Genomic DNA, 21311 nt, shown 5'->3' with positions numbered 1-21311 from the left:
CCCGATCCGGAGCTGCCCATGCTCACCCTGGCCGACCTCGGCGTCCTGGCCGGCATCGAGGTCGACGCCGGTGAAGGCGATGCCGGTGAAGGCGGTGAAGGCGACGGCGGTCACGGCGCCGGCGGCGCGGTCACCGCGTGGCTGACCCCGACCTACTCCGGCTGCCCGGCCGTCGCCGAGATGGCCGCCGACGTGGACCGCCGGCTGCGCGCCGCCGGATACCGGGACGTCCGGGTGCGGCTGCGCCTGGACCCGCCGTGGTCCACCGACCTGATCACCGCCGAGGGCCGCCGCAAGCTCGCCGAGGCGGGCATCGCCCCGCCGCGCCCGGGCGCCGCCGCCGCGGCGTTCGCGGCGGCCGGGCCGGTCCCGCTGGCCCTCGGCCCCACCCGCACGGCGGCCGGCGCCGCGTCCGCCGCGTCCGCCGCGTCCGCCGCGTCCGCCGTGACCTGCCCGCAGTGCGGCGCCGCCGACACCGAGGAGCTGTCCCGGTTCGGCTCCACCGCCTGCAAGGCGCTCTGGCGCTGCCGCGCCTGCCGGGAGCCCTTCGAACGCGTCAAGGAGATCTGAATGCCCGCCGCCTCCGCCACCGAGAGCGCCCGGAGCCCCGAGAGCGCCTCCGTGCCCGCCGCCTCCGTGCCCGCCGCCTCCGCGCCCGCCGCCCGCCGGCCCGTCTTCCACCGGCTGCGGATCGAGCGGGTGGAACGGCTGTGCGAGGACGCCGTGGCGGTGACCTTCGCGGTGCCGGACGACCTGGCGCGGGCCTACGCCTTCCGGCCCGGGCAGACCCTGACGCTGCGCAAGGTGGTGGACGGCGTCGACGAGCGCCGCTCGTACTCGATCTGCGCCCCCGTGGACGGCCCGCTGCGGATCGCCGTCCGCGAGGTGCCCGGCGGGCTGTTCTCGCGCTGGCTGGTGCGCGAGGCCCGGCCCGGCGAGGAGGTCGAGGTGCTGACGCCGACCGGCCTGTTCACCCCCGACCTCGGCGTCCCCGCCGACCACGTGCTGCTCGCCGCCGGCTCCGGCATCACCCCGATGCTGTCGATCGCCGGCTCGGTGCTGGCCGCCGACCGCCGCTCCACCGTCACCCTGCTCTACGGCAACCGGCGCAGCGACACCGTGATGTTCGCCGACGAGCTGGCCGACCTGAAGGACCGCTACCTCGGCCGGTTCCAGCTGGTGCACGTCCTCTCCCGGGAGACCCGGGACGCCGAACTGCTCAGCGGCCGCCTCGACCCGGAGCGGGTCCGCGCGCTGCTGACGGCGCTGGTCGACGTCGAGGGCGTCGGGCACTGGTGGCTGTGCGGGCCGCTCGGCATGGTCGCCGGGGCGAAGGAGCTGCTCGCCGACCTCGCCGTGCCGGGCGAGCGCGTCCACCAGGAGCTGTTCCACGCCGAGGACGAGCCGCTCGCCGAACGCGACGAGGACTGGGACGGCGCGGATGCCGCCGCGGCCGGCGCGCCCGGCGAGCGCAGCGAGGTCACCGTCGTGCTCGACGGCCGCGGCAGCACCCTCACCCTCCCGCGCGACCGCTCGATCCTGGACGGCGCCCAGCGCTCCCGCCCCGACCTGCCGTTCGCCTGCAAGGGCGGGGTCTGCGGCACCTGCCGCGCCCTGGTCACCGAGGGCGAGGTCGAGATGCGCCGCAACTTCGCGCTGGAGGAGAAGGAACTGGCGGCCGGCTACGTCCTCACCTGCCAGGCCCGCCCGCTGACCGACCGGGTGACCGTCGACTACGACCGCTGAGCCGCGCACGCCCCGGCCCACCGCCCGATCACCGCGGCCGATCACCGTGGCCGTCGCCGCGGTGATCGGGCGATGGGCGGTACCCGCCGCGATCCTCAGACCGCGACCGCGACGGCGACCTCGGCGGGCGGCGCCGCCGGGTCGCCGAGCAGCGCGACGAGGTCGTTGACGGCCGCGCGCCCGGCGCGGTTGGCGCCGATGGTGCTGGCGGACGGGCCGTAGCCGACCAGGTGGACGCGCGGGTCGAGGGTGGCCCGGGTGCCGGTCAGGGCGATGCCCCCGTGCGGGGAGCGCAGACCGAGCGGGGCCAGGTGGCCGACCTCGGGCCGGAAGCCGGTCGCCCAGATGATCGCGTCCACCGCCGACTCCTCGTCGCCCCAGGCGACTCCGTGCTCGGTGAGCCGGTCGAACATCGGCCGCCGGCGCAGCGCGCCCAGCGCCTCGGCCCGCCGGTAGGCGACGGACGGGCCGAGCCCGGTCACGCTCACCACGCTGCGCGCCGGCAGGCCCAGCCGGACCCGCTCCTCGACCTTCGCGACCGCCGCGCGCCCGTACTCCGGGGTGAACGGCCCTTCGTGGTAGGCCGGTTCGGAACGGGTGACCCAGATCGTCTCGCCGACCGCCGCCACCTCCGACAGCACCTGGATCGCGGACGCGCCCCCGCCCACCACCAGGACGCGTCGGCCGGCGAACTCCTCCGGGCCGCGGTACTCGGCGTAGTGCAGCTGCCGGCCCGCGAACCGGCCCGGGTAGTACGGCCGGAAGGGGCGGGTCCAGGTGCCGGTGGCGTTGATCAGCGCGCGGGTCGACCAGGTGCCGCGGTCGGTCTCGACCAGCAGCCGGGAGTCCGGCCGCTCGGACTCGGCACGCACGGCGCGGACCGTCACGGGGCGCACGACCGGGAGCGCGTGCCGGGCCTCGTACGCCGCGAAGTACCCCGGCACCACCTCGCGTGCGGGCGCCTCGGGGTCGGGCACGGGCAGGACGGCGTCCGGGAGGTCGTGGAAGCCGTGCACGGTGGCCATCCGCAGCGACGGCGAGCGGTGCGCCCAGGCCCCGCCGGGCGCGGAGTCGGCGTCGAGGACGACGAAGCCGCAGGGGGAGCGGGCGGCGCCGGCCCGGTACGGGGCGAAGCCGCGGCGGCGCAGGTGGTAGGCGGCCGACAGGCCCGCCTGGCCGGCGCCCACCACGACGACGTCCACGGCCGCGACGAGGTCCACGGCCGCGACGAGGTCCGGCGCGGCGGCGGCTACCACCGTCGCGGTCGCCGTCGCCGCCGTTCCGGTCGCCGGGGTTCCCGTCGTGGTGCGGGCGGCCGCAGCGCCGTAATTAGTTGAGCCGTAAACAGTCACGTCGGGGAAACGGCGCCGGCCCGGCAGGTGTTCCCGCCGGGCCGGTGGACGTGCTCAGGCGCTGCGGGAGATCACCGCGGCCGTGCCGTAGGCGCAGACCTCGGTGCCGACGTCCGCCGCCTCCGTCACGTCGAAGCGCATCATCAGGACAGCGTTGCCGCCGCGCGCCTTCGTCTGCTCGATCAGCCGCTGCATCGCCTCGTTGCGGCTCTCGACCAGCGTCTTCGTCAGGCCGCGCAGCTCACCGCCGATCAGCGACTTCAGGCCCGCGCCGATCTGGCTGCCGATGTGGCGGCTGCGCACGGTCAGGCCGAACACCTCGCCGATCACGTGGTCGACCCGGAAGCCGGGGATGTCGTTGGTGGTCACGACCAGGACGTCTGCGTTCGGGACCTGCCCGCCGCCGTACTCGTTGATGTCTGCCATGCGCCCCATCCTGCCGGTGTCGTGCGTCCGAGTGACAGAGGCGTGGCCGGGCCGTGACCGAGAAGGCATCCGGAAGCTGGTCCGGACCGGTGATCGGACGGGCGAAAAGCCGTACCGTAGCCCCATGGGCGAGCGAAGCGATCATCCGCAGGGGCCGGGCGCGGCGGAACACTCGGGCGGCTCCGGCGGCCCGGGCGACTCCGGTGCGCAGGAGATCGAGGCGACGGTGGTGCTGGGCCTGCGCATCACCGACTGGCCGGCGCTGCGCGCGGCCGCGGTCCGGGCCGTCGAGGAACTGCACTTCGAGGGCATCGACCCGGCGGGGCAGCGCCGCGAACTGCTGCGCGAGGTGACCGAGGACGCCAACGCGGCGCTCGGCGCGCTGCTGCACCCGGACCGGCTGGTGGCGGCCATCCCCGGCGTCGAGGCGCTCGGCGGCACGTTGGAGATCAGCGTCACCGAGGACTTCACGCCGGATTTCGCCGAACTCTTCCCGCTGGAGAGCGAGGAGGAGGACGGCGGCGCCGGGACCGACTGGACCCTCACCCCGCGCACCGCCTGCCTCCTGCACGCCCAGCTGCTCGGCCTCGCCGACGCCGCCTACGACGACCTGGAGGAGCACGGCGACGAGCCGGTCGCCGAGGGCGAGGACGTCGACTGGACGGTCTTCGCCCGGCTGCCCCAGCGCACCTGGCGGCTGCACCGGGGCTGGCGCCGCGCGATGGCCCGGGCCTTCGACGACCTGGCCGACGACCTCGCGCTCGGCGAGTGGCCGCTGCCGCGCTGCCTGGCCGAGGACGTCGCGCTGCGGATGGCCCTGGTGGACGCCCGGGCGCTGCTCGGCGCGCAGCCCGAATCGGTCGCCGACATGATGGGCGACCTGCCGGCCGACCTGTACGACTACGACTGGGACGGCTGCCACGACGAGCTCTTCGGCGTCTACGGTCCCGACGAGGGCGACCCCGAGCTCGGCGCGGAGCAGCGCACCGAACTGCTGCTGGCGGCCACGCACCCCGAGGGCTGGTTCCTGATGTACGAGGACGCGGAGGAGCGGGACCCGCAGCGCGGCTACCGGCGCTGAGCGGGCGCCGGGGGTGGCGGCTAGGCTGCGGGTATGTCCGAAGTGCCCGAAGTATCCGAGGTGTCCGAGGTGTCCGATCCTGAGGGGCCCGGCGGCGCCGGGGCGGGCGGCGACGGCCCGGCGCTGGAGCGGATCGGCCTGGGGCTGGACGGAGTCCGGGCGGCGCAGCGCGGCCGCTCGGCCGAGGCGCGGGCCCTCTTCGAGGCGCTCTGGGAGGCGCTCGGCGAGCGCGACGTCTTCCACCGGTGCGTGCTCGCGCACTATCTGGCGGACCTGCAGGACGACCCGGCGGCGGAACTGGAGTGGGACCGGCGGGCGCTGGCCGCCGCCGACTCGCTGACCGCCGAGCGCGCGCAGACCTACGAATCCGCCCTACAGGTGCGCGCCTTCTACCCGTCGCTATACCTCAACCTGGCCTCCGACCACCTCAAGCTCGGTGAACCCGACCTGGCGCGCGAGCAGTTGGAGCGCGCGGTGCGCAGCCTGGACGCGCTGCCGGAGGACGTCTACAGCGCCGGCATCCGGACGGCGGTCGACGAGCTGCGGCAGCGGCTGCGCTGACCGGCCGGCAGGGCGGGGGAGGCCGGGCCGGGCCGGGTTCCGGCGGGCTGGCATGCTGGACGGGTGACTTCTCCGTTCGACGCCCCTGCCGCAGCTCCCGCCCCCGCCGCAGCTCCAGCCCCCGCCGCCCCCGAGGACCGTGACGCGCGGCCGCAGTACGTGCTGCCGCTGGTCGTCCGGTTGGAGAAGGCCACGCCGCCGGGGCGGACGGACGCGCTGGAGACCTCGGCCCGCGCGGTGCTGACCCTGCTGGCCGACCCGAGGACGGCCGGGCCCGACGGCGAGTGGGCGGAGCGGGTCGCCGCCTGGGAGGACGCCCGGATCCGCAAGGTCGTCCGCCGGGCGCGGGGCGGGGAGTGGCGCCGGGCTGCGGAGCTGCCGGGCATCACGGTGCACGGGCGGGAGGCGGAGGTGCGGGTCTTCCCGCCGGTCCCGCTGGACGGCTGGCCGAAGGAGCTCGCCAAGCTGCAGGTCTCCGGGACGGACCTGGAGGAGACGGCCGAGGTCGGCGCCCCAGAGCCGGGTCTGCCGGTGTTGTGGCTCAACCCGGAGCTGGACATGAGCGCCGGCAAGACCATGGCGCAGACCGGGCACGCCGCGCAGATCGCCTGGTGGCGGCTGGACGAGGCGCAGCGCAAGGAGTGGGCCGAGGCCGGCTTCGCGCTCGCCGTCCGGACCGCCACGCCGGAGCGCTGGGCGGACCTGCTGCGCAGCGGACTGCCGGTGGTACAGGACGCGGGCTTCACCGAGATCGCCCCGGGCAGCTGCACGGTGATCGCGGAGCACCCCGCGCTGCTGCGGTGAGCGCGTACGGGGCCTAGTCGTTGCGCCACAGCGTCCGGCCGTCGTCCTCGATCGTGTACCGGCCGGATTCCATGTCGTCCGCGACCCGTTCGAGCATCGCCAGCCAGCTCGGCGCCTGCACGCCCGGCCAGCTGTCATGGCTGATCCGGATCACCTGCCCGTACCGTCCGGCGGGCGCCGGGTCGAGGTCCAGGACGTCCCAGTCGCTGTCGGCCACGTGCAGCGGGACCCAGCCGGGGCGCCAGCCGTAGTCCCCGCGGATCTCCGGGACCTGCTGGCTCCCCTCCTCCCAGTCCATCCCGTCCGTGCGCCGCTCGGCGAGTTCGCCGATGTCGTGGTGCGGGCACAGTCCGAGGACGAGGCCGTCGTACTCGACGGCGCGGTGCAGGGCCAGGGAAGCCGCGAAGTCCACGGGCAGGGCGAAGCCCAGCTCCGACTCCAGCGCGGCGATCTCGGCGGCGCTCGCGCCGGGTCCGAAGCGGATGACGAAATCGGGGTAGCGGGTCCGCAGTTGCTCCCGGATCCGGTGCCACGCCCGCGCGACGCGTTCGCGGATCGCGTCGGCCTCCGCCTCGCCGAGCTCCGGCGGAAGGGGGCCGGCGGTGGGGTCGGCGACTCCGGCGGCCAGCAGTGCGGCCGCGGTCCGCTCGAAGGCGTCGGCGTCCACCTCGGCCAGCCGGTGGACCGCGTGCCACCGGGCGCAGTCGGACAGGGCGGTGTTCTGCGCGGTCGCGGTGAGCGCCAGCAGGGTCGGCTGCCGGTAGTGCTCGCCGCAGGCCAGGATCCGGGTGACGACGTCGTCCTCGCGGTGGTGCCGGCGGCGGATCGCGAAAGCCGGGCCCAGCGGCAGTGACCGCAGCGCCAGGGCGGCGGCATCGTCCTCGAACCCGGACGCCCGTGCGGCCGGGGAGCCGACGAGGTCGTGCAGCGGCGTACCGGCGTCGACGATCCCGTTCAGGACCGGACGCAGCAGGGGATGGAAGGCCGGCCCCAGGGCGAGCAGTTGCCGCCAGGCCACGCTCGCGCCGGGCATCGCACCGGCGCGGGCGATCGCGGCGAGCCGCTCCGCGGCGGTCCGCGCCCGGTCGGATCCGAGCAGGACGTAGTCCTCGGCGAGGGCCAGGAAATCGGCGTCCTCCGTGGCCGCGACCAGGACGTCGAGCCGCGACCGGTCCTGGCGCGGATCACCGAGCAGGCCGAGCACGATGTGATGCCGCGCGGCATCGCCCGCGGCCGAGGACGTCCGGCACGGGTCCCTGCGGGGATCCGCGAGGAAGCGGCGGACCGCGGCGACGGCAGACGGGACTTCACCGGGCGCCAACTCGGCGAGCGCCCGGGCGACCGGGCCGCGCCCGTGGGCGGCGGCGTGCGACACGAGGACGTGGTGCAGGATCCTGCCGATCTCCGCCCGCCGCGACGGGTCGGACGCCAGCTCCGTCCGCGCCGCGGACAGGAGGGCGCCGGAGTTCCACCAGTCCGATGGCGGAACCAGAGCGGTGGCCGGGCAGGACCTACCGGGACAGGGACTCGTCGTTTCCACGACCGACGACACTAGCGACGCCCACTGACAGTCCGGCGGCCGAGACCGGTCCCCGCGCGCGGCCCGGCTTCCTGGCCCAGGGCTTCCCGGCCCCGGTCTTCCCGGCCCAGGTCTTCCCGGCCCCGGTCTTCCCGGCCTCGGGCCTCCTGGTCGGCAGCGAGAGCCGGAAGACCTTGTGCCACGCGGAGAACACCTGCTTGGGCAGCGGCCCGGTGACGTACTCCAGCTCGTACTTCTCGAACAACGCGCGCACCTTCACCGCGACTTCGGCGTACCGGTTGCTCGGCAGGTCCGGGAACAGGTGGTGCTCGATCTGGTGGGACAGGTTGCCGGTCATGAAGTGCATGGCCTTGCTGCCGCTGATGTTCGCCGAGCCCATCATCTGGCGCAGGTACCACTGGCCGCGCGTCTCGCCCTCGACCGACCGGCGCTCGAAGACCTGGACGCCCTCGGGGAAGTGCCCGCACATGATCACCGAGTGGGACCAGATGTTGCGGACCACGTTCGCGGTGAACGTGGCGGCGAGCGTGGTCGCGAACGACGGGCCCGACAGCAGCGGGTGGATCACGTAGTCCTTGAGCACCTGCTTGCGGATCTTGCGACCCACGGCCCTGGCCCGCGCGCGGAACTCCGGGTCCTTGCGGCGGCGCCCCTGCAGGTTCTTGCCGAGCTCCAGGTCGTACGCCGCGATGCCGTACTCGAAGAAGCAGGCGTTGACGAAGTTCCACAGCGGCTGGCCGAGGTGCAACGGGTGCCACTTCTGGTCCTCGTCGACGCGCATGATGCCGTAGCCGAGGTCGTTGTCCTTGCCGATCACGTTGGTGTACGCGTGGTGCAGCTCGTTGTGCGAGTGCTTCCACTGCTCGGACGGCGAGACGTGGTCCCACTCCCAGGTGGTGGAGTGGATCTTCGGATCCCGCATCCAGTCCCACTGGCCGTGCAGGACGTTGTGGCCGATCTCCATGTTGTCCATGATCTTCGCCACGGACAGGCCGGCGGTGCCGATCAGCCACGCGGGCGGGAAGAGCGAGAACAACAGCACGCCCCTGCTGGCCAGTTCGAGCTTGCGCTGCGCCGAGATGACCTTGCGGATGTAGGCGGCGTCCCTCTCGCCGCGGTCGGCGATCACCTCGTCGCGGATCGCGTCCAGCTCGCGGCCGAGCTCCTCGATCTGCTCCGCGGTCAGGTGGGCGGTGGGGTCGATGGCGGTCAAGGCGCTTCTACCGTTCGATGTCGCAGGGGCCCGCCGCGGCGGACACACAGGTCTGGATGAGGACGCCCGGCTCCGCCTCGGTGATCTCGCCGGTGCGCAGGTCGCGGACGGCGCCCGCCCTGAGCGGTGTGACGCAGCCGAAGCAGATGCCCATGCGGCACCCGGAGGGCATGAGCACGCCGGCCTCCTCGCCGACGTCCAGCAGCGGCGTGGTGCCGTCCGCGTCGACGGCCTTGCCGGTGAGGCTGAACGTGACCTCGCCGCCGGCGGTGTCGGCGCCGCTCCCGTCGCCGCTGCCGCTGCCGCTTCCGCTGTCGCTGTCGCTGCCGGCGACGGTGATGCGGGGGCGGAACCGTTCGGTGTGCAGGCGCTCCTGGACGCCGTGCTCGGCCCAGTGCTCCTCCGCGGCGTCGAGCAGGCCCGAGGGCCCGCAGGCCCAGGCCTCGCGCTCGGCCCAGTCGGGCACGAGCTCGCCGAGACGGGCGACGTCGAGCCTGCCGTCCGTGTCGGTGTGCACCTCGGTGAGGCGCAGCCTCCCGTCCGCCACCAGGTCGTGCAGTTCGTTGCGGAAGATCACGGCTCGCGGCCGTGGTGCGCAGTGGACCATCACGACGTCGTCGACCTCGGTGTCGCGCAGCATGCCCATCACGGGCGTGATGCCGCTGCCGGCCGTCAGGTAGAGCACCTTGGCGGGCGTGACGCGGGGCAGCACGAAGTCGCCGGCCGGCTGGTCGAGCTGGACCAGCGTGCCCGGTGCCGCCCGGTGGACGAGGTGGTTGCTGACCTTGCCGCCCGGGACCGCCTTCACGGTGATCGTGATGCGGCCGTCCCGGCGGTTCGTCGGCGAGGTGATGGAGTAGCTGCGCCACAGGCGCCTGCCGTCGACATCGACCCCGATCCGCACGTACTGACCGGCCGTGTGGCCGCGCCAGCTCCGTCCCGGCCTGATCACGACGGTCGCGGCGTCGGCCGTCTCGGGGTGCACGGCCTCGATGCGCCCACGGAGGTCGGCGCCCGCGCGCAGCGGGCTGACCAGGTCGAGGTAGTCCGACGGCAGCAGCGGCGTCGTGACCATCTCCAGCAGTTTCCACGCCCTGCTGCGCAGGGCTGCACTCGTCATGACTCCAGCTTGCTGCGCCTCAGGGCGTAAAGTCCTGACCGTAGGGCGTAAACCTGATCGGCTGAATTGTTCGCAGGGAACAAGTCTGTGGGGAACCGGTTCGCGGGGAACGAGTCCGCAGGGAACGAGTTCGCAGGGAAGAAGAACGTGAGCCAAGCAATCCGGAGGGCCGGCGAGCTGGTCCTGGACGAGACGACCGTCACCGCGCTTCGGGGCGCGCTGACGGCCACCGCCGACGAGGTCGTCGAGGCCATCATCGACGAGGTCCCCTCCTACGCCAACGCCCTTTCGGGCCGCATGGGCGGCACGATCCGCCGAGCCGTCCGCACCGCCCTGGGGCACTACCTGGACCTCGCGAGCGGCAACGCCACGAGCGGCGACGCCGGTGACGCGGCCTACGAGCTGGGCCGCGGCGAGGTGCGCGACGGCCGTTCGATGGACGCCCTGCTCAGCGCCTACCGCGTCGGCGCCCGCGTGGCCTGGCGCTGCCTGGCAGCCGGTGCCGTACCCGCGGGCCTGCCCGCCGCCCAGGTCGCCAAGTTCGCCGAGCTGACCTTCGCCTACATCGACGAGCTCTCCGCCGCGAGCGCCGCGGGCCACGCCGACGAACTGGCCGCCCGGGGCAGGGCCCACGAGCGCCACCTGGAACAGCTGGCCCGCGACCTCCTCGCCGGTGCGAGCCCGGACGTGCTGCGGGCCTCTGTTCAACGCACCGGGTGGCAGCCCCCGAATTCGCTCACCGCGGTCCTGCTGCCCACCGCCCAGGCCCGGCCCGCCTACCGCGTGCTCGACCCGAGCACCCTGGTCCTCGACGATCTGCCGGACGCCACCGGTGTGCTGCTCGTTCCCGATGCCGACCGGTCCCACCTCTTGCGGCAGCTGGCCGACCGCACCGCCGTGGTCGGCCCGGCGCGGCCGTGGATGCGCGCGTGCGCCTCGTACGCGCGAGCCGTACGTGCGCGCTCCCTCTCCGCTGACATCCGCGACACCGAGGAGCACCTGCCCGAGCTGGTGCTGAGCGCCGACGCGGACGCGTTCGCGGACCTGCGTGCCCGGGCCCTCGCGCCGTTGCGGACCCTGCCGGCCGCGACCGCGCGGCGGCTGGAGGAGACCTTGCGGGCGTGGCTGCTGCACCAGGGCAGGCGGGACGAGGTGGCGGCGGCGTTGTTCGTCCATCCCCAGACGGTCCGGTACCGGATGTCGCAGCTGCGGGAGCTGTTTCCGGATCTCGCATCGCCGCACCGGGTCCTCGAACTGACCCTCGCGGTGGGGCTTCAGCAGCAAGTAGCGAGTAACGGATGACAGATGTCAGCGAACAGATAACAGATAACAGATGTTGAAAGTTGTTATCTGTTCGCTGATATCTGTTCGTCCCCGTCCCCGTCGCCGTCCCCGTCCCCGTCCCCGTCCCCGTCGCCGTCGCCGTCGCCGTCGCCGTCGCCGGAGCCGGAGCCGGAGCCCTTCCGGGCCGGTCTACGCCGGGTAGGCGTGGGTCTGGGCGGCCTTGACGGAGGCCCAGACCTCTGCCCCGGGTGCGAGGCCCAGCTCCGCGACGGCGGCCGGGGTGAGGTCGGCGGCCATCGGCAGCTCGCCCGCGAGTTCGGCGCGGACCTGGTCGCCGTGCAGGTCCAGGCCGGTCACCTCCGCCCGCCACAGGTTGCGGGCGCTGCTGTGCGGCCGTTCCCCGTACAGGGTCACCGCGGACGGCGGGAAGGCGACGAAGGCCGGGCCGGACAGCGCCTCGGCGGTGGCGAGCACCGTGCCGTCCGGGAGCGTGACGTGGGTGCCCTCGGCCACGCCCTGGTACAGGTTGAGCCCGACCAGGCGGGCGATGTAGTCGGTGCGCGGCCGCCGGGCGATCTCCGCCGGGGGGCCGGACTGCACCTCGCGCCCGTCCTCGATCACCACCAGCCGGTCGGCCAGCACCATGGCGTCCAGCGGATCGTGCGTCACCAGCACCGCCATCGCCTCGAACTCGGCGAGGTGGCGCCGCAGTTGGGCCCGTACGTCGAGCCGGGTGCGGGCGTCCAGGGCGGCCAGCGGCTCGTCCAGCAGGAGCAGTCGGGGCCGGACGGCGAGCGCCCGGGCGAGTGCCACCCGCTGCGCCTGGCCGCCGGAGAGCCGGCCGGGACGGGCGGAGGCGTGCTCGGCCAGGCCCATCCGCTCCAGCCAGTCGGCCGCCTCGGCGCGGGCGGCGCGCTTGGGGCGGCCCTGGCAGCGCGGGCCGAAGGCGACGTTGTCGAGCGCGCTGAGGTGCGGGAACAGCAGGTAGTCCTGGAACACCACGCCGACCGGGCGTTCCTCGGCGGGGGTGTGCAGGCGCTGGGCCGGGTCCTCCAGCAGCCGGTCGTCCAGCCGCAGGTGGCCGCCGGTGAGCGGGAGCAGGCCGGCGAGGGCGCGCAGGGCGGTGGACTTGCCCGCGCCGTTCGGGCCGAGCAGGGCGACCACTTCGCCGGGGGCGGCGGCGAGCGCGAGGTCGAGGGTGAAGGCGGGGCGGTCCACCCGCAGGTGGGCGTCCAGGGCGGTCGGGGTGCTCATCCGGGCGGCGTCCACGGGGTTCGGCGGAGTGGTGCGGTCCTGGGTCACGGGCGCGGCCTCACGGGGTGGACAGCCAGCGGTCGCGCAGGCCGGCCAGGACGGCGACGGAGACCGCCAGCAGGACCAGCGACAGGGCGATCGCGGCCTGCGGATCGGACTCCATCGCCAGGTAGACCGCCAGCGGCATGGTCTGGGTGCGGCCCGGGAAGTTGCCCGCGAAGGTGATCGTCGCGCCGAACTCGCCGAGCGCCCGGGCCCACGCCAGCACGGCCCCGGCGCCGATCCCCGGGGCGATCATCGGCAGGGTGACCCGGCGGAAGGCGGTCAGCCGGGAGGCGCCCAGGGTGGCGGCCGCCTCCTCGAAGCGGGGGTCGGCGGCCCGCAGCGCCCCCTCGACGCTGATCACCAGGAACGGCATCGCCACGAACGCCTCGGCGATCACCACGCCGGCGGTGGTGAACGGCAGCGTGATGCCGAAGGCCGAGTCGAGCCAGGAGCCGACGATGCCGCGCCGCCCGAGCACCAGCAGCAGCGCCACGCCGCCGACCACCGGCGGCAGGACCAGCGGCAGGGTCACCAGCGCCCGGACCACCCGCCGGCCCGGCAGTTCGGTGCGGGCGAGCAGCCAGGCCAGCGGGACGCCGAGGACCAGCGACACCGCCGTGGCCGCCGTCGCGCTGATCAGCGACAGGCGCAGCGCGTCCCAGACGGCGGTGCTGGTCAGCTGCTCGGACAGGCCGCTCCACGGCGCCCGGACGAACAGGCCGACCAGCGGCAGGATCAGGAACGCGAGCCCGAGCAGAGCCGGGAGAGCCAACGCCACCGGGGTACGACCCGAGCCGGGGCGCCGGCCCCGGCGCGGCGGGGCCGGGACGTGGCCGGCCGGGCCGACGCCGCCCCGGCGGGCGCCGCGTTCGCCACCGCGTTCGCCACCGCGACCGGTGCCGCGAGCGGTGCCACTATTGGCGCCACTGTCGGCGCCGTGATCGGTGTCGTGACCGGCCGGGTGGCGGTCGGCGTCGGCGCTGCGGTCGTTCACGGGGCCTGGAAACCGGCCGCGGTCAGGACCTGCTGGGCCTCGGGCGACTGGACGTACGCGACGAACGCGGCGGCGCCGTCCTTGTTCGGAGCCTTGGCGAGCGCGGCGATCGGGTAGTCGTTGACGGCCTTGGCGGCCTCGGGGAAGTCCACGCCGTCGATCTTCGCAGCATCGGCCCGCACATCGGTCTTGTACACCAGCGAGGCGTCGACCTCGCCCAGCTCGACCTTGGTGAGCGCGCCCTTGACGTCCTGCTCCAGGGTGACCGGGGTGAGTTCGACGCCGGCGGCCTTGAGCGCCGTCAGCGCGGCCGCGCCGCACGGCACCTCCTTCGCGCAGAGCGCGACCTTCACCCCGGAGCCGGCCAGGTCCTTGAGGCCGGCGAGGTGCTTGGGGTTGCCCTTGGGCACGGCGATGGCGAGCGTGTTCCGGACGAAGACCGCCGGCTGGCCGCTCGCCCCGCCCGCGTCACTGACGGTCTTCATGGTGGCCGGGCTGGCGGCGGCGAACACGTCCGCCGGGGCACCGGAGTTGATGCTGGTGGCGAGGCTGGAGCTGCCGCCGAAGTTGAAGGTGACCTTGGTGCCGGGGTTCGCCGCCTCGAACTTCTTGCCCAGGTCGGTGAACGTCTCCTTGAGCGAGGCGGCGGCGAAGACGGTGATCGTGCCGTGGGCCTTCGGGACGCCGGCGCTCGCACCGGTGCCGGTGGCCCCGGCGGACGCGGAGGCTCCCGAGCCGGCGGACGTGCCGCCGTCGCTGCCGCAGGCGGTGGCCCCGAGGCCGAGCACGAGGGCCGCGACGGCGGCGACGGCGAGCCTGCGGGCGGGGGCGGGCGTGCGGATGCTCATCGGGGCTTCCCCTCCAGGGTGCGCGCCGGGCGGGGCGCGAGGGCGACGGAGCCGCAGGTGCGGCCATTTCGGTGATCATAGTGCCGCAGATGCGAGTGCAGGATCCCCTGTCGCTTCGCACAGGCCCGGGGCGCCGGGGCCGTCCGTCCGGCTGTGGGAAGGCGCAAGGCGGGCCGTGGGCGCGGGCCGGACCGTACGGGCGGCGCCTCGGTTCGTGACGACGGCTGACGACGGCCGGCGACGGCCCACGGCAGGTGGTGGCAGGTGGCGGCGGCGGAAAACGGCAGGTGGCGGCGGGCGGCCGCGGGAAATTGCGTCGCGCCCGCGCGCCCGACCGGTCAGAGTGGGCGCAGTTCGTACGCATGGCCGGGTGCCGTTGCCCGGCCGGGCCCATAGGGGAGGAGTCCGTCCATGTCCACGCTGCGCGTCACCGCGGAGAAACTGATCGTCCTGGAGCACCCGAATGCCGACGCCCTGGAACTCGCGCAGGTCGGGCTCTACCGGGCGGTGGTCGCCAAGGGCACGTACCGGACGGGCGACTTCGCCCTCTACATCCCCGAGCAGTCCGTCCTCCCGGACGAGCTGGTCGCGGAGCTCGGCCTGACCGGGAAGCTGGCGGGCTCGAACGCGAACCGGGTCAAGGCGGTACGGCTGCGCGGCGAGCTGTCGCAGGGCATAGTCTGCCGGCCCGCCGCGCTCGCCGGCACCGACCTGGCGGCCGCCGCCGAGCGGGGCGAGGACTTCGCCGAACTGCTCGGCGTCGTCAAGTGGCAGCCGCCGGTGCCGACGTCGATGAACGGCGAGGTGGTCAGCGCCCCGGACCTGCTGCCCTGGGTGGACATCGAGAACCTCAAGCGCTACCCGGACGTCTTCGAGCCGGGCGAGCCGGTCGTGCTCACCGAGAAGCTGCACGGCAGCTGCTGCCTGGTCACCTACACGGCCGCCACCGGCGAGGTCCAGGTGTCCTCCAAGGGGATCGGCGCGCAGGGCCTCGCGCTGATCGAGGACGAGCGCAACCTCTACTGGCGGGCGGTGCGCGCGCACCGCATACCGGAGGTGGCGGCGCGGCTGGCCGAGCGGCTGGGCGCCGAGCGGGTCGGCATCTTCGGCGAGGTCTTCGGCGAGGGCGTGCAGGACCTGACGTACGGCGCCTCCGCGCGCACCGAACTGCCCGGCTACGCGGCCTTCGACGTGTCGGCCGTGGTCGACGGGCAGCTGGTCTGGCTGCCCGCCGCCGAACTGCTGGACGGCGAGCTGCCGTTGGTGCCCGAGCTGTGGCGCGGGCCGTTCGACCGGGAGACCGTGCTGGCCCTCGCGGAGGGCCGGGAGACCTTCTCCGGGCGCGAACTCCACCTGCGCGAGGGCGTCGTGGTCCGCCCGGTGACCGAGCGCTGGAGCCCGCTGCTCGGCGGGCGGGCGATCGCCAAGGTGGTCGCCGACGCCTACCTGACCCGCAAGGGCGGCACCGAGTACGAGTAGGAGGGGGCTGCGGCCGGTGCCCGGAGGGAACTCTTCCGGGCCTTCCGGGGTTGACTACTCGTCAGTGAAGTCGACTGGTAGTCCGCGTCGAAGGAGTGCCGATGCCCACCGCAACCGAAGCCCCGGCCCCCACCCCGGCCGCATCCGGACCCGCCGTCGCCCCGGTGCCCGGTCCGCCCGGGAGTCCGCTGACCGGGTCGTTGTTCGACCTCACCCGCCGCCCGCTGCGCACCTACCTCGCCGCTCGGCGCGACTACGGGGACGTGGTGCGCTTCACCGTGGGCCCGCCCGGGCTGCGCGCCGAGTTCTACGGCGTGTTCTCGCCCGAGGGCGTCCACCAGGTGCTGGGCAGCGAGGCGGCCAACTTCCGCAAGGAGAGCGACCTCTACGACGAGCTGCGAATAAGCGTCGGCAACGGCTTGCTGACCAGCCAGGACGAGCTCTACCAGCGCCAACGCCGGCTCATCCAGCCGCTGTTCACCCGCCGCCGGGTCGACGGCTACGCGGACGCACTCGCCCAGGAGGCGCGGGCGCTCACCGAGCGGTGGCGCACCGCGCCGGGCGGGGTCGTCGACGCGGCCGAGGAGATGTCGCGGTTCGCGCTGCGCGCCGTCGCCCGGATCCTCTTCGGCGCCGACGTGGAGGAGGCGGTCGAGGTGGTCAACCGCAGCTTCCCGGCGCTCGGCGCGTTCGTCGTGGACCGCGGCTACGCCCCGGTGCGCCTGCCCCGCACCTGGCCGACCCCGGGCAACCGGCGCGGCCTGGCGGCGCAGCGGGCGCTGTACGGGGTCTGCGACCGGATCATCGCCGAGCGGGCCGCGCGCGGCGGCGGCGACGAGGACGCGAACGACCTGCTGACGCTACTCGGACGGGCCCGCGGCGAGGACGGCGGGCGGCTCGATCCGGCCGAACTCCGGGACCAGGTACTGGTGTTCCTGCTCGCCGGGCACGAGACCACCGCCACCTCGCTGGCCTTCGCGCTGCACCTGCTGGCCAAGCACCCGGAGCAGCGCAGGCTCGCGCAGGAGGAGGCCGAGGCCGTCCTGGCCGGGCGGGTGCCGACCGCCGCGGACCTGGACGCGCTGCCGTACCTGACCCGGGTGATGAAGGAGACGATGCGGCTCTACCCGGCGGCGGCGCTGGTCGGCCGGCGGGTGGTCGCGGAGACGGTCGTCGACGGGTACCTGCTTCCGGCGGGGGCGCAGCTCGTGGTCGCGCCGCTGGTCACCCACCGGCACCCGGACCACTGGCCGGACCCGGAGCGCTTCGACCCCGACCGCTTCCTGCCCGAGCAGGAGAAGGCCCGGCACCGCTACGCCTGGTACCCCTTCGGGGGCGGGCCGCGGGCGTGCATCGGGCAGCACTTCTCGATGCTGGAGTCGGTGCTGACCCTCGGTGTGCTGCTGCGGGACTTCGACCTGGAGGCGGTGGACCAGCGGGTGGCGCTCGGCCAGGGCATCACGCTGCAGGTGAGGAGCCCGATGCGGATCCGGGTGACGGAGCGCCAGCGGGCGGGGGCGGAGGACTGACTGCGGGCGGTGTCCGGCGGGCAGCTGGGAGGTAACGGCTGACGGCTGACAGATGACAACCGACGGATAACAGATTTCAGCGAACAGATAACAGATGATGAAAGTTGTCAGCTGTTCGCTGGAATCTGTTCGGTGTTCGCGAGCAAACCACCCTCCGGGCAGAGGACCGGCCCATTCGAACACATCGCCCGCGTCTCGCGGGTAGCTTTTCAGATCTTCCGGTGGCTGATTCCGGCCCCTCGATAGCGTCCCACGCACCCCAGGCCGAAAGCGCACATGCGTACGGCATATGACGGACCGTCAGGGCGCCCTGCGCCCGTCCGTCGCCGGCGGCCACGTGCAGTCCGCCCGGCCCGGGGAGCCCGGGCGCGCCGCGTACCGCCCCGGGCCCGACCGGCCGACCGGAGGTCCGATGGGCACCCTCAAGCACGTCAGCTTAGGCTGGCTGACACCCGCCCTCTCGTACGTGATGGCCTGCGCCGGTGCCGCCCTCGGCCTGCGCTGCACCCTGCGAGGACTCGCGGCGAGCGGCGCCGCCCGCCGGAACTGGCTGGTCACGGCCGCCGGCGCGATCGGCTCCGGCATCTGGACGATGCACTTCGTCGCGATGTTCGGCTTCACCGTCGACGGCACCGAGCTGCGCTACAGCGTGCCGCTGACCGTGCTGAGCCTCGTCGTCGCCGTCCTGGTCACCGGCCTCGGCCTGGCCGTCGTCTGCTACGGCCGGCACCGCGGCCCGGCCCTGCTCGTCGGCGGCGTCACCACCGGGCTGGGCATCGCCGCGATGCACTACCTCGGCATGGCCGCCGTCCGGATGCACGGCGGCATGCGCTACGACGCCGGCACCGTCGCCCTGTCGGTGCTCGTCGCGGTCGGCGCCGCCACCGCCGCACTCTGGGCGGCCGTCAGCATCCGCAACGTGTACGCGGCCGTCGCCGCCTCGCTGGCCATGGGCCTCGCCGTCAGCTGCATGCACTACACCGGCATGGCCGCCGTCCACGTCCGGCTGGACCCCGACCGGGCCGGCCTCGGCGGCGTCGGCCCGATGGAGTTCGTCTTCCCGCTCGCGGTCGGCCTCGGCTCCTTCCTCTTCCTCGCCTCCGCCTTCGTCGCGCTGTCCCCGACCGCCCAGGAGCGGGCCGGCTACCGCGAGGCGGGCGAGCTGGCCCTCGAGGAGTTCCCCACCCGGCCCACGTACCAACCGGGCTGTGAGGGTGGGGAGTTGCCGCGCCGGGTGCGGCAGGCGAGCCTGGCGCCGCAGCTGCGGGAGGCGCCCGCCCGTCCGGACCCGGGTGCCCCCCGGGGTGGACCGGCGCCGCTCGGCGGCCGCAGCCCGGAGGCGGTGCGGGCCGCGATGTCCGCCTTCCAGAGCGGGTGGGCGCGCGGCTCCCGACCGTCCGGCCACGCGGCCGAACGCCCCGACCGAAGAACGGAGTTCGACGCGGCCTCCGGTCCGGGGAGGGGATCCCGGCACCGCCCGGACGGCGGATCGGACGACCGCTTCCAGCACCCGCATCGAACTGAAGGAGAGACGTCGTGATCGGCACCAACCACCGCGCGGGCGAGCTGGACCGGCTTCTCGACGAGCTGGTCCAGCGTGCCCTGGAGGTCCGCGTCGCCGTGCTCCTCTCCGTGGACGGCCTGGCCATCGGCGCCTCGGCCGGACTCGAACGGGAGGACGGCGAGCACCTGGCGGCCGTCGCCTCCGGCTTCCACAGCCTGGCCGAGGGCGCCGGCCGGCACTTCGGCGCGGGCGAAGTCCGGCAGACCATGGTCGAGTTGGAGGGCGGCTACCTCCTGATCGCGGCCGCCGGGGAAGGCACCTGCCTGGCCGTCTTCGCCACCGCGCGCGCCGACCTCGGCCTGATCGCCTACGAGATGGCCAGGATGGTCCGCCGGGTCGGGGAGCACCTGGGCACCGCACCCCGCGCGGCGCGCGGCGGGTCCGGCGAATGAGCCCGGAACAGCCCCGCCCGCAGCGGCAGTGGCAGCGCCGGCCGGAGCGCCCGCGATGACGAACGGTGCCGCGCACCGGGCCCGCTGGCACGACGAGGACGCCGGCCCGGTCGTCCGCCCGTACGCCGTCACCCCGAGCCGCCGGTCGGCCCGGAACAGGTCCGCATCCTCACCCTGTGCCGCGGCACGCCGCAGTCGGTGGCCGAACTCGCCGCCGACCTCGACCTCTCGGTGGGCGTGGTGCGGGTGCTGCTCGGCGACCTGCCGGCGGCCGGGCTCATCCGGGTCAACCGCCCCGCCCCGCCCGCTCGCCCTGCTCCCCGACGAGCGCATCCTCCAGGAGGTCGTCCACGGACTCCGCGCACTGCGGGCGGCCGCATCACCATCCGCGAGGGCCTGTCCCGCTACCTGTTCGGCACCCCGGGGAAGGACCGGTTCTGGTTCCTCCGGGGCGAGTTGGCGCAGGGCGCACTCGGCGCCGTCGTGCCCGCCGACACCCGCCGGCCGGCCGGCTGCTTCCCGGCCGGCTGCTTCCCGGCCGTCGACTTCTTCGAGCACCGGGGCATCCCGTTCGTGGTCGCGGTGAACCGTTTCGCCGGAACGCGCGAGTACGGCCCGGCGGAGGTCGCCCGCGCGCTGGACCTGGACCCCGGCACCCCGGTGGTCCTGTGCGACGCGCGCCGCCGGGCCTCCGACAAGGAGGTGCTGATCAACCTGGTCGAGCATGCGGGCCGGGTGCCCGCCGCCCGCCTGCTCGCGGACGGCTCGCCGTCCGGCTGAGACCGAACGCCGAGCCCGACCGGTTCCTGCCGACCGGTTCCTGCCGAGCGGTCGTCCACGAAGGTGCCGGCCAGGCCGCACCGCGCGGACGGCCGGCGGCGCGCCGTCCTCGAACGCGAGGACGAACGCGAGGCGCGAGCGCGAGCACGGCGGCGGCCCGCTTCGACGCACCGAGCCGACGGCAAGTCGGCTGATGCGCCGCCCCGGCCCGTACGCTGAAAATCGTGATCACGTACGAGGACCACCGCCTGCGCGCCCTGGCCGACGACGGCCGCTGGCCCGAGCTGCTGGCCGCCTACCGGCAGGGCCGGGCGGCCGCCGTGGAGCGGGCCGGCGAGGCGACCGCGGCGGCCTTGACCGCGCCGCTCGGGCACCTGATCGCCTACTCGGCGCCGCCGGAGCTGGCCGTCCGGCTGTTCGACGCGGACGGCGGCCCGGGGACGGCCGCCGGGGTCGCGGACCACGACGCCGGGCCGCTGTGGGAGGTGCTGGCGACCAGGCACTCCTGGCTCCGGCTGGCCCCGCTGCTCGGCCCGGCCGCGGTGCGGCGGCTGGTCGCGCACACCCGGGTGCTGCTGGGCGAGGACCTCTCGTACGGGGCCGAGCCGGACGGCGAGGGCGTGCCGCTGTGCCTGGAGCCGTGGGAGGCGGCCGGCTGGGAGGAGGGCGCGCGGGTGCGCGAGTACCTGCCGTGCGGGGGCGCGCGCAGTGCGCTGCTGACCCTGCCGGCCGACCGGGAGGGCCTGGGCGTGGTCGAACTGCCGGACCCGGCGGACCGGTTGGGCGGCCAGCGGGCGGCCCGGGCCTCGGCCGCGACGGCGGCGCTGGCCGAGCTGGCGCCGTGGGCGGAGGCGGTCTGCGTGCGCGGTCCGGCCCCGCTGGCGGCGGCCCGGGTGGCGGTGGCGGCCCGGGGGGCGTACGGCCGTCGGGTCGTCGGCGGGTACCTGCCGTTCGCGCTGGTCTGCCCGGCGCTGGTGCAGGCGGCCGCCGCCGGGCGGGCGCGGGGCAGCGCGCACGGGCGGCTGGCGCTGTGGCGGGCGCTCGGCGCGATGGCGGGCGCGGGCGGCCCGGACCGGGCGGAGGTGAACGCGCTGGTGGCCCGGATGCGCTGCTTCACCTGGCTGGAGCCGGCGGCCGGGCTGCGGCACCTGCACGTGGCGCTGGAGGACCCGGCGAGCGGGGTGGCCTGGGCGCTCAGCGGGTCGGAGGAGCTGTAGGCAGGGCGGGAGGAGCTGTGGCCAGGACGCGGGAGGGCCGGTCGCCGGCCTGGCCGAAGCTGTAGCCGGATCGGCCCGCCCC

At 74.9% G+C, this 21311-nt stretch carries 18 protein-coding genes and 2 pseudogenes; 12 read left to right on the top strand and 8 right to left on the bottom strand.

Annotation, left to right across the window (positions count from 1 at the left end; genetic code table 11):
• Nucleotides 1-18 precede the first annotated feature (18 nt).
• Together paaD and paaE are read left to right on the top strand one after the other, a co-directional pair.
• Entirely contained in the window at nt 19-570 is a 552-nt protein-coding gene (gene paaD / locus AB2U05_RS06005; RefSeq protein ID WP_369185910.1) for a 1,2-phenylacetyl-CoA epoxidase subunit PaaD, read from the top strand.
• A complete protein-coding gene (gene paaE / locus AB2U05_RS06000; protein WP_045693145.1) occupies nt 571-1746 on the top strand; it encodes a 1,2-phenylacetyl-CoA epoxidase subunit PaaE in 1176 nt (391 codons plus the stop codon).
• 95 nt (nt 1747-1841) lie between these two features.
• On the opposite strand, the gene AB2U05_RS05995 is transcribed toward paaE, so the two are convergent.
• Both AB2U05_RS05995 and AB2U05_RS05990 read right to left on the bottom strand, forming a co-directional pair.
• Nucleotides 1842-2966, bottom strand: coding sequence for an NAD(P)-binding domain-containing protein (locus AB2U05_RS05995; RefSeq protein ID WP_369185909.1), 1125 nt, complete (start codon nt 2964-2966; stop codon nt 1842-1844).
• 186 nt (nt 2967-3152) lie between these two features.
• Nucleotides 3153-3524: a YbjQ family protein gene (locus AB2U05_RS05990; protein WP_045693147.1), complete on the bottom strand. Its 372-nt coding sequence runs from the start codon at nt 3522-3524 to the stop codon at nt 3153-3155.
• 124 nt (nt 3525-3648) lie between these two features.
• On the opposite strand from AB2U05_RS05990, the gene AB2U05_RS05985 reads away from it, so the two are divergent.
• The 3 genes from AB2U05_RS05985 (at nt 3649) to AB2U05_RS05975 (ending at nt 5970) form a co-directional block, all read left to right on the top strand.
• A complete protein-coding gene (locus AB2U05_RS05985; protein WP_052706619.1) occupies nt 3649-4605 on the top strand; it encodes a hypothetical protein in 957 nt (318 codons plus the stop codon).
• 69 nt (nt 4606-4674) lie between these two features.
• The gene (locus AB2U05_RS05980; RefSeq protein WP_369182622.1) at nt 4675-5166 is read left to right on the top strand and encodes a hypothetical protein; all 492 of its coding nucleotides are present in this window, start codon (nt 4675-4677) and stop codon (nt 5164-5166) included.
• A 63-nt stretch (nt 5167-5229) separates the two neighbouring features.
• Complete coding sequence (locus AB2U05_RS05975; RefSeq protein WP_369182621.1) at nt 5230-5970, top strand: peptidyl-tRNA hydrolase; 741 nt, start codon at nt 5230-5232, stop codon at nt 5968-5970.
• Nucleotides 5971-5983: 13 nt separating this feature from the next.
• On the opposite strand, the gene AB2U05_RS05970 is transcribed toward AB2U05_RS05975, so the two are convergent.
• From AB2U05_RS05970 to AB2U05_RS05960, 3 genes and pseudogenes are all read right to left on the bottom strand, one after another.
• Entirely contained in the window at nt 5984-7345 is a 1362-nt protein-coding gene (locus AB2U05_RS05970; RefSeq protein WP_369182620.1) for an SMI1/KNR4 family protein, read from the bottom strand.
• Between the two features lie 301 nt (nt 7346-7646).
• Nucleotides 7647-8723 (bottom strand): annotated as a pseudogene (locus AB2U05_RS05965) (fatty acid desaturase); the annotation flags it as partial.
• Between the two features lie 7 nt (nt 8724-8730).
• Nucleotides 8731-9843 carry a ferredoxin reductase gene (locus AB2U05_RS05960; RefSeq protein ID WP_369182619.1) on the bottom strand — a complete coding sequence of 371 codons (1113 nt, stop codon included), beginning with the start codon at nt 9841-9843 and terminating at the stop codon, nt 8731-8733.
• Between the two features lie 147 nt (nt 9844-9990).
• Here AB2U05_RS05960 and AB2U05_RS05955 point away from each other — a divergent pair, with 147 nt between their 5' ends.
• Nucleotides 9991-11145 (top strand): PucR family transcriptional regulator, encoded by a 1155-nt coding sequence (locus AB2U05_RS05955; RefSeq protein WP_369182618.1) that lies wholly within the window; start codon nt 9991-9993, stop codon nt 11143-11145.
• A gap of 171 nt (nt 11146-11316) precedes the next feature.
• On the opposite strand, the gene AB2U05_RS05950 is transcribed toward AB2U05_RS05955, so the two are convergent.
• From AB2U05_RS05950 to modA, 3 genes are read right to left on the bottom strand one after another with little or no spacing between them, the layout of a single operon-like run.
• Nucleotides 11317-12381 carry an ABC transporter ATP-binding protein gene (locus tag AB2U05_RS05950; RefSeq protein ID WP_369185908.1) on the bottom strand — a complete coding sequence of 355 codons (1065 nt, stop codon included), beginning with the start codon at nt 12379-12381 and terminating at the stop codon, nt 11317-11319.
• A gap of 58 nt (nt 12382-12439) precedes the next feature.
• Nucleotides 12440-13420: an ABC transporter permease gene (locus AB2U05_RS05945; RefSeq protein ID WP_369182617.1), complete on the bottom strand. Its 981-nt coding sequence runs from the start codon at nt 13418-13420 to the stop codon at nt 12440-12442.
• Nucleotides 13417-14268 (bottom strand): molybdate ABC transporter substrate-binding protein, encoded by an 852-nt coding sequence (modA, locus tag AB2U05_RS05940; protein ID WP_369182616.1) that lies wholly within the window; start codon nt 14266-14268, stop codon nt 13417-13419. The genes AB2U05_RS05945 and modA overlap by 4 nt, the downstream gene beginning before the upstream one ends.
• A gap of 411 nt (nt 14269-14679) precedes the next feature.
• Here modA and AB2U05_RS05935 point away from each other — a divergent pair, with 411 nt between their 5' ends.
• The 6 genes and pseudogenes from AB2U05_RS05935 (at nt 14680) to AB2U05_RS05910 (ending at nt 21229) form a co-directional block, all read left to right on the top strand.
• Nucleotides 14680-15747, top strand: a complete 1068-nt coding sequence (locus AB2U05_RS05935; protein ID WP_045693152.1) for an RNA ligase (ATP) — start codon at nt 14680-14682, stop codon at nt 15745-15747.
• Between the two features lie 101 nt (nt 15748-15848).
• On the top strand, nt 15849-17276 hold the full coding sequence (locus AB2U05_RS05930; protein WP_369182615.1) for a cytochrome P450: 1428 nt from the start codon (nt 15849-15851) through the stop codon (nt 17274-17276).
• Between the two features lie 412 nt (nt 17277-17688).
• Nucleotides 17689-18423 (top strand): annotated as a pseudogene (locus AB2U05_RS05925) (MHYT domain-containing protein); the annotation flags it as partial.
• A 389-nt stretch (nt 18424-18812) separates the two neighbouring features.
• On the top strand, nt 18813-19232 hold the full coding sequence (locus AB2U05_RS05920) for a roadblock/LC7 domain-containing protein (protein WP_369182614.1): 420 nt from the start codon (nt 18813-18815) through the stop codon (nt 19230-19232).
• Nucleotides 19233-19316: 84 nt separating this feature from the next.
• Nucleotides 19317-20012 (top strand): DUF742 domain-containing protein, encoded by a 696-nt coding sequence (locus tag AB2U05_RS05915; RefSeq protein WP_369185907.1) that lies wholly within the window; start codon nt 19317-19319, stop codon nt 20010-20012.
• Nucleotides 20013-20236: 224 nt separating this feature from the next.
• A complete protein-coding gene (locus tag AB2U05_RS05910; RefSeq protein ID WP_369182613.1) occupies nt 20237-21229 on the top strand; it encodes a hypothetical protein in 993 nt (330 codons plus the stop codon).
• Nucleotides 21230-21311 lie beyond the last annotated feature (82 nt).

The organism is Streptomyces sp. Y1 (assembly GCF_041053115.1).
GTDB lineage: Bacteria > Actinomycetota > Actinomycetes > Streptomycetales > Streptomycetaceae > Kitasatospora > Kitasatospora rubellomurina.
Note: the sequence above shows the minus strand (reverse complement) of the source record. Positions and strands in the feature narration are given on the sequence as shown.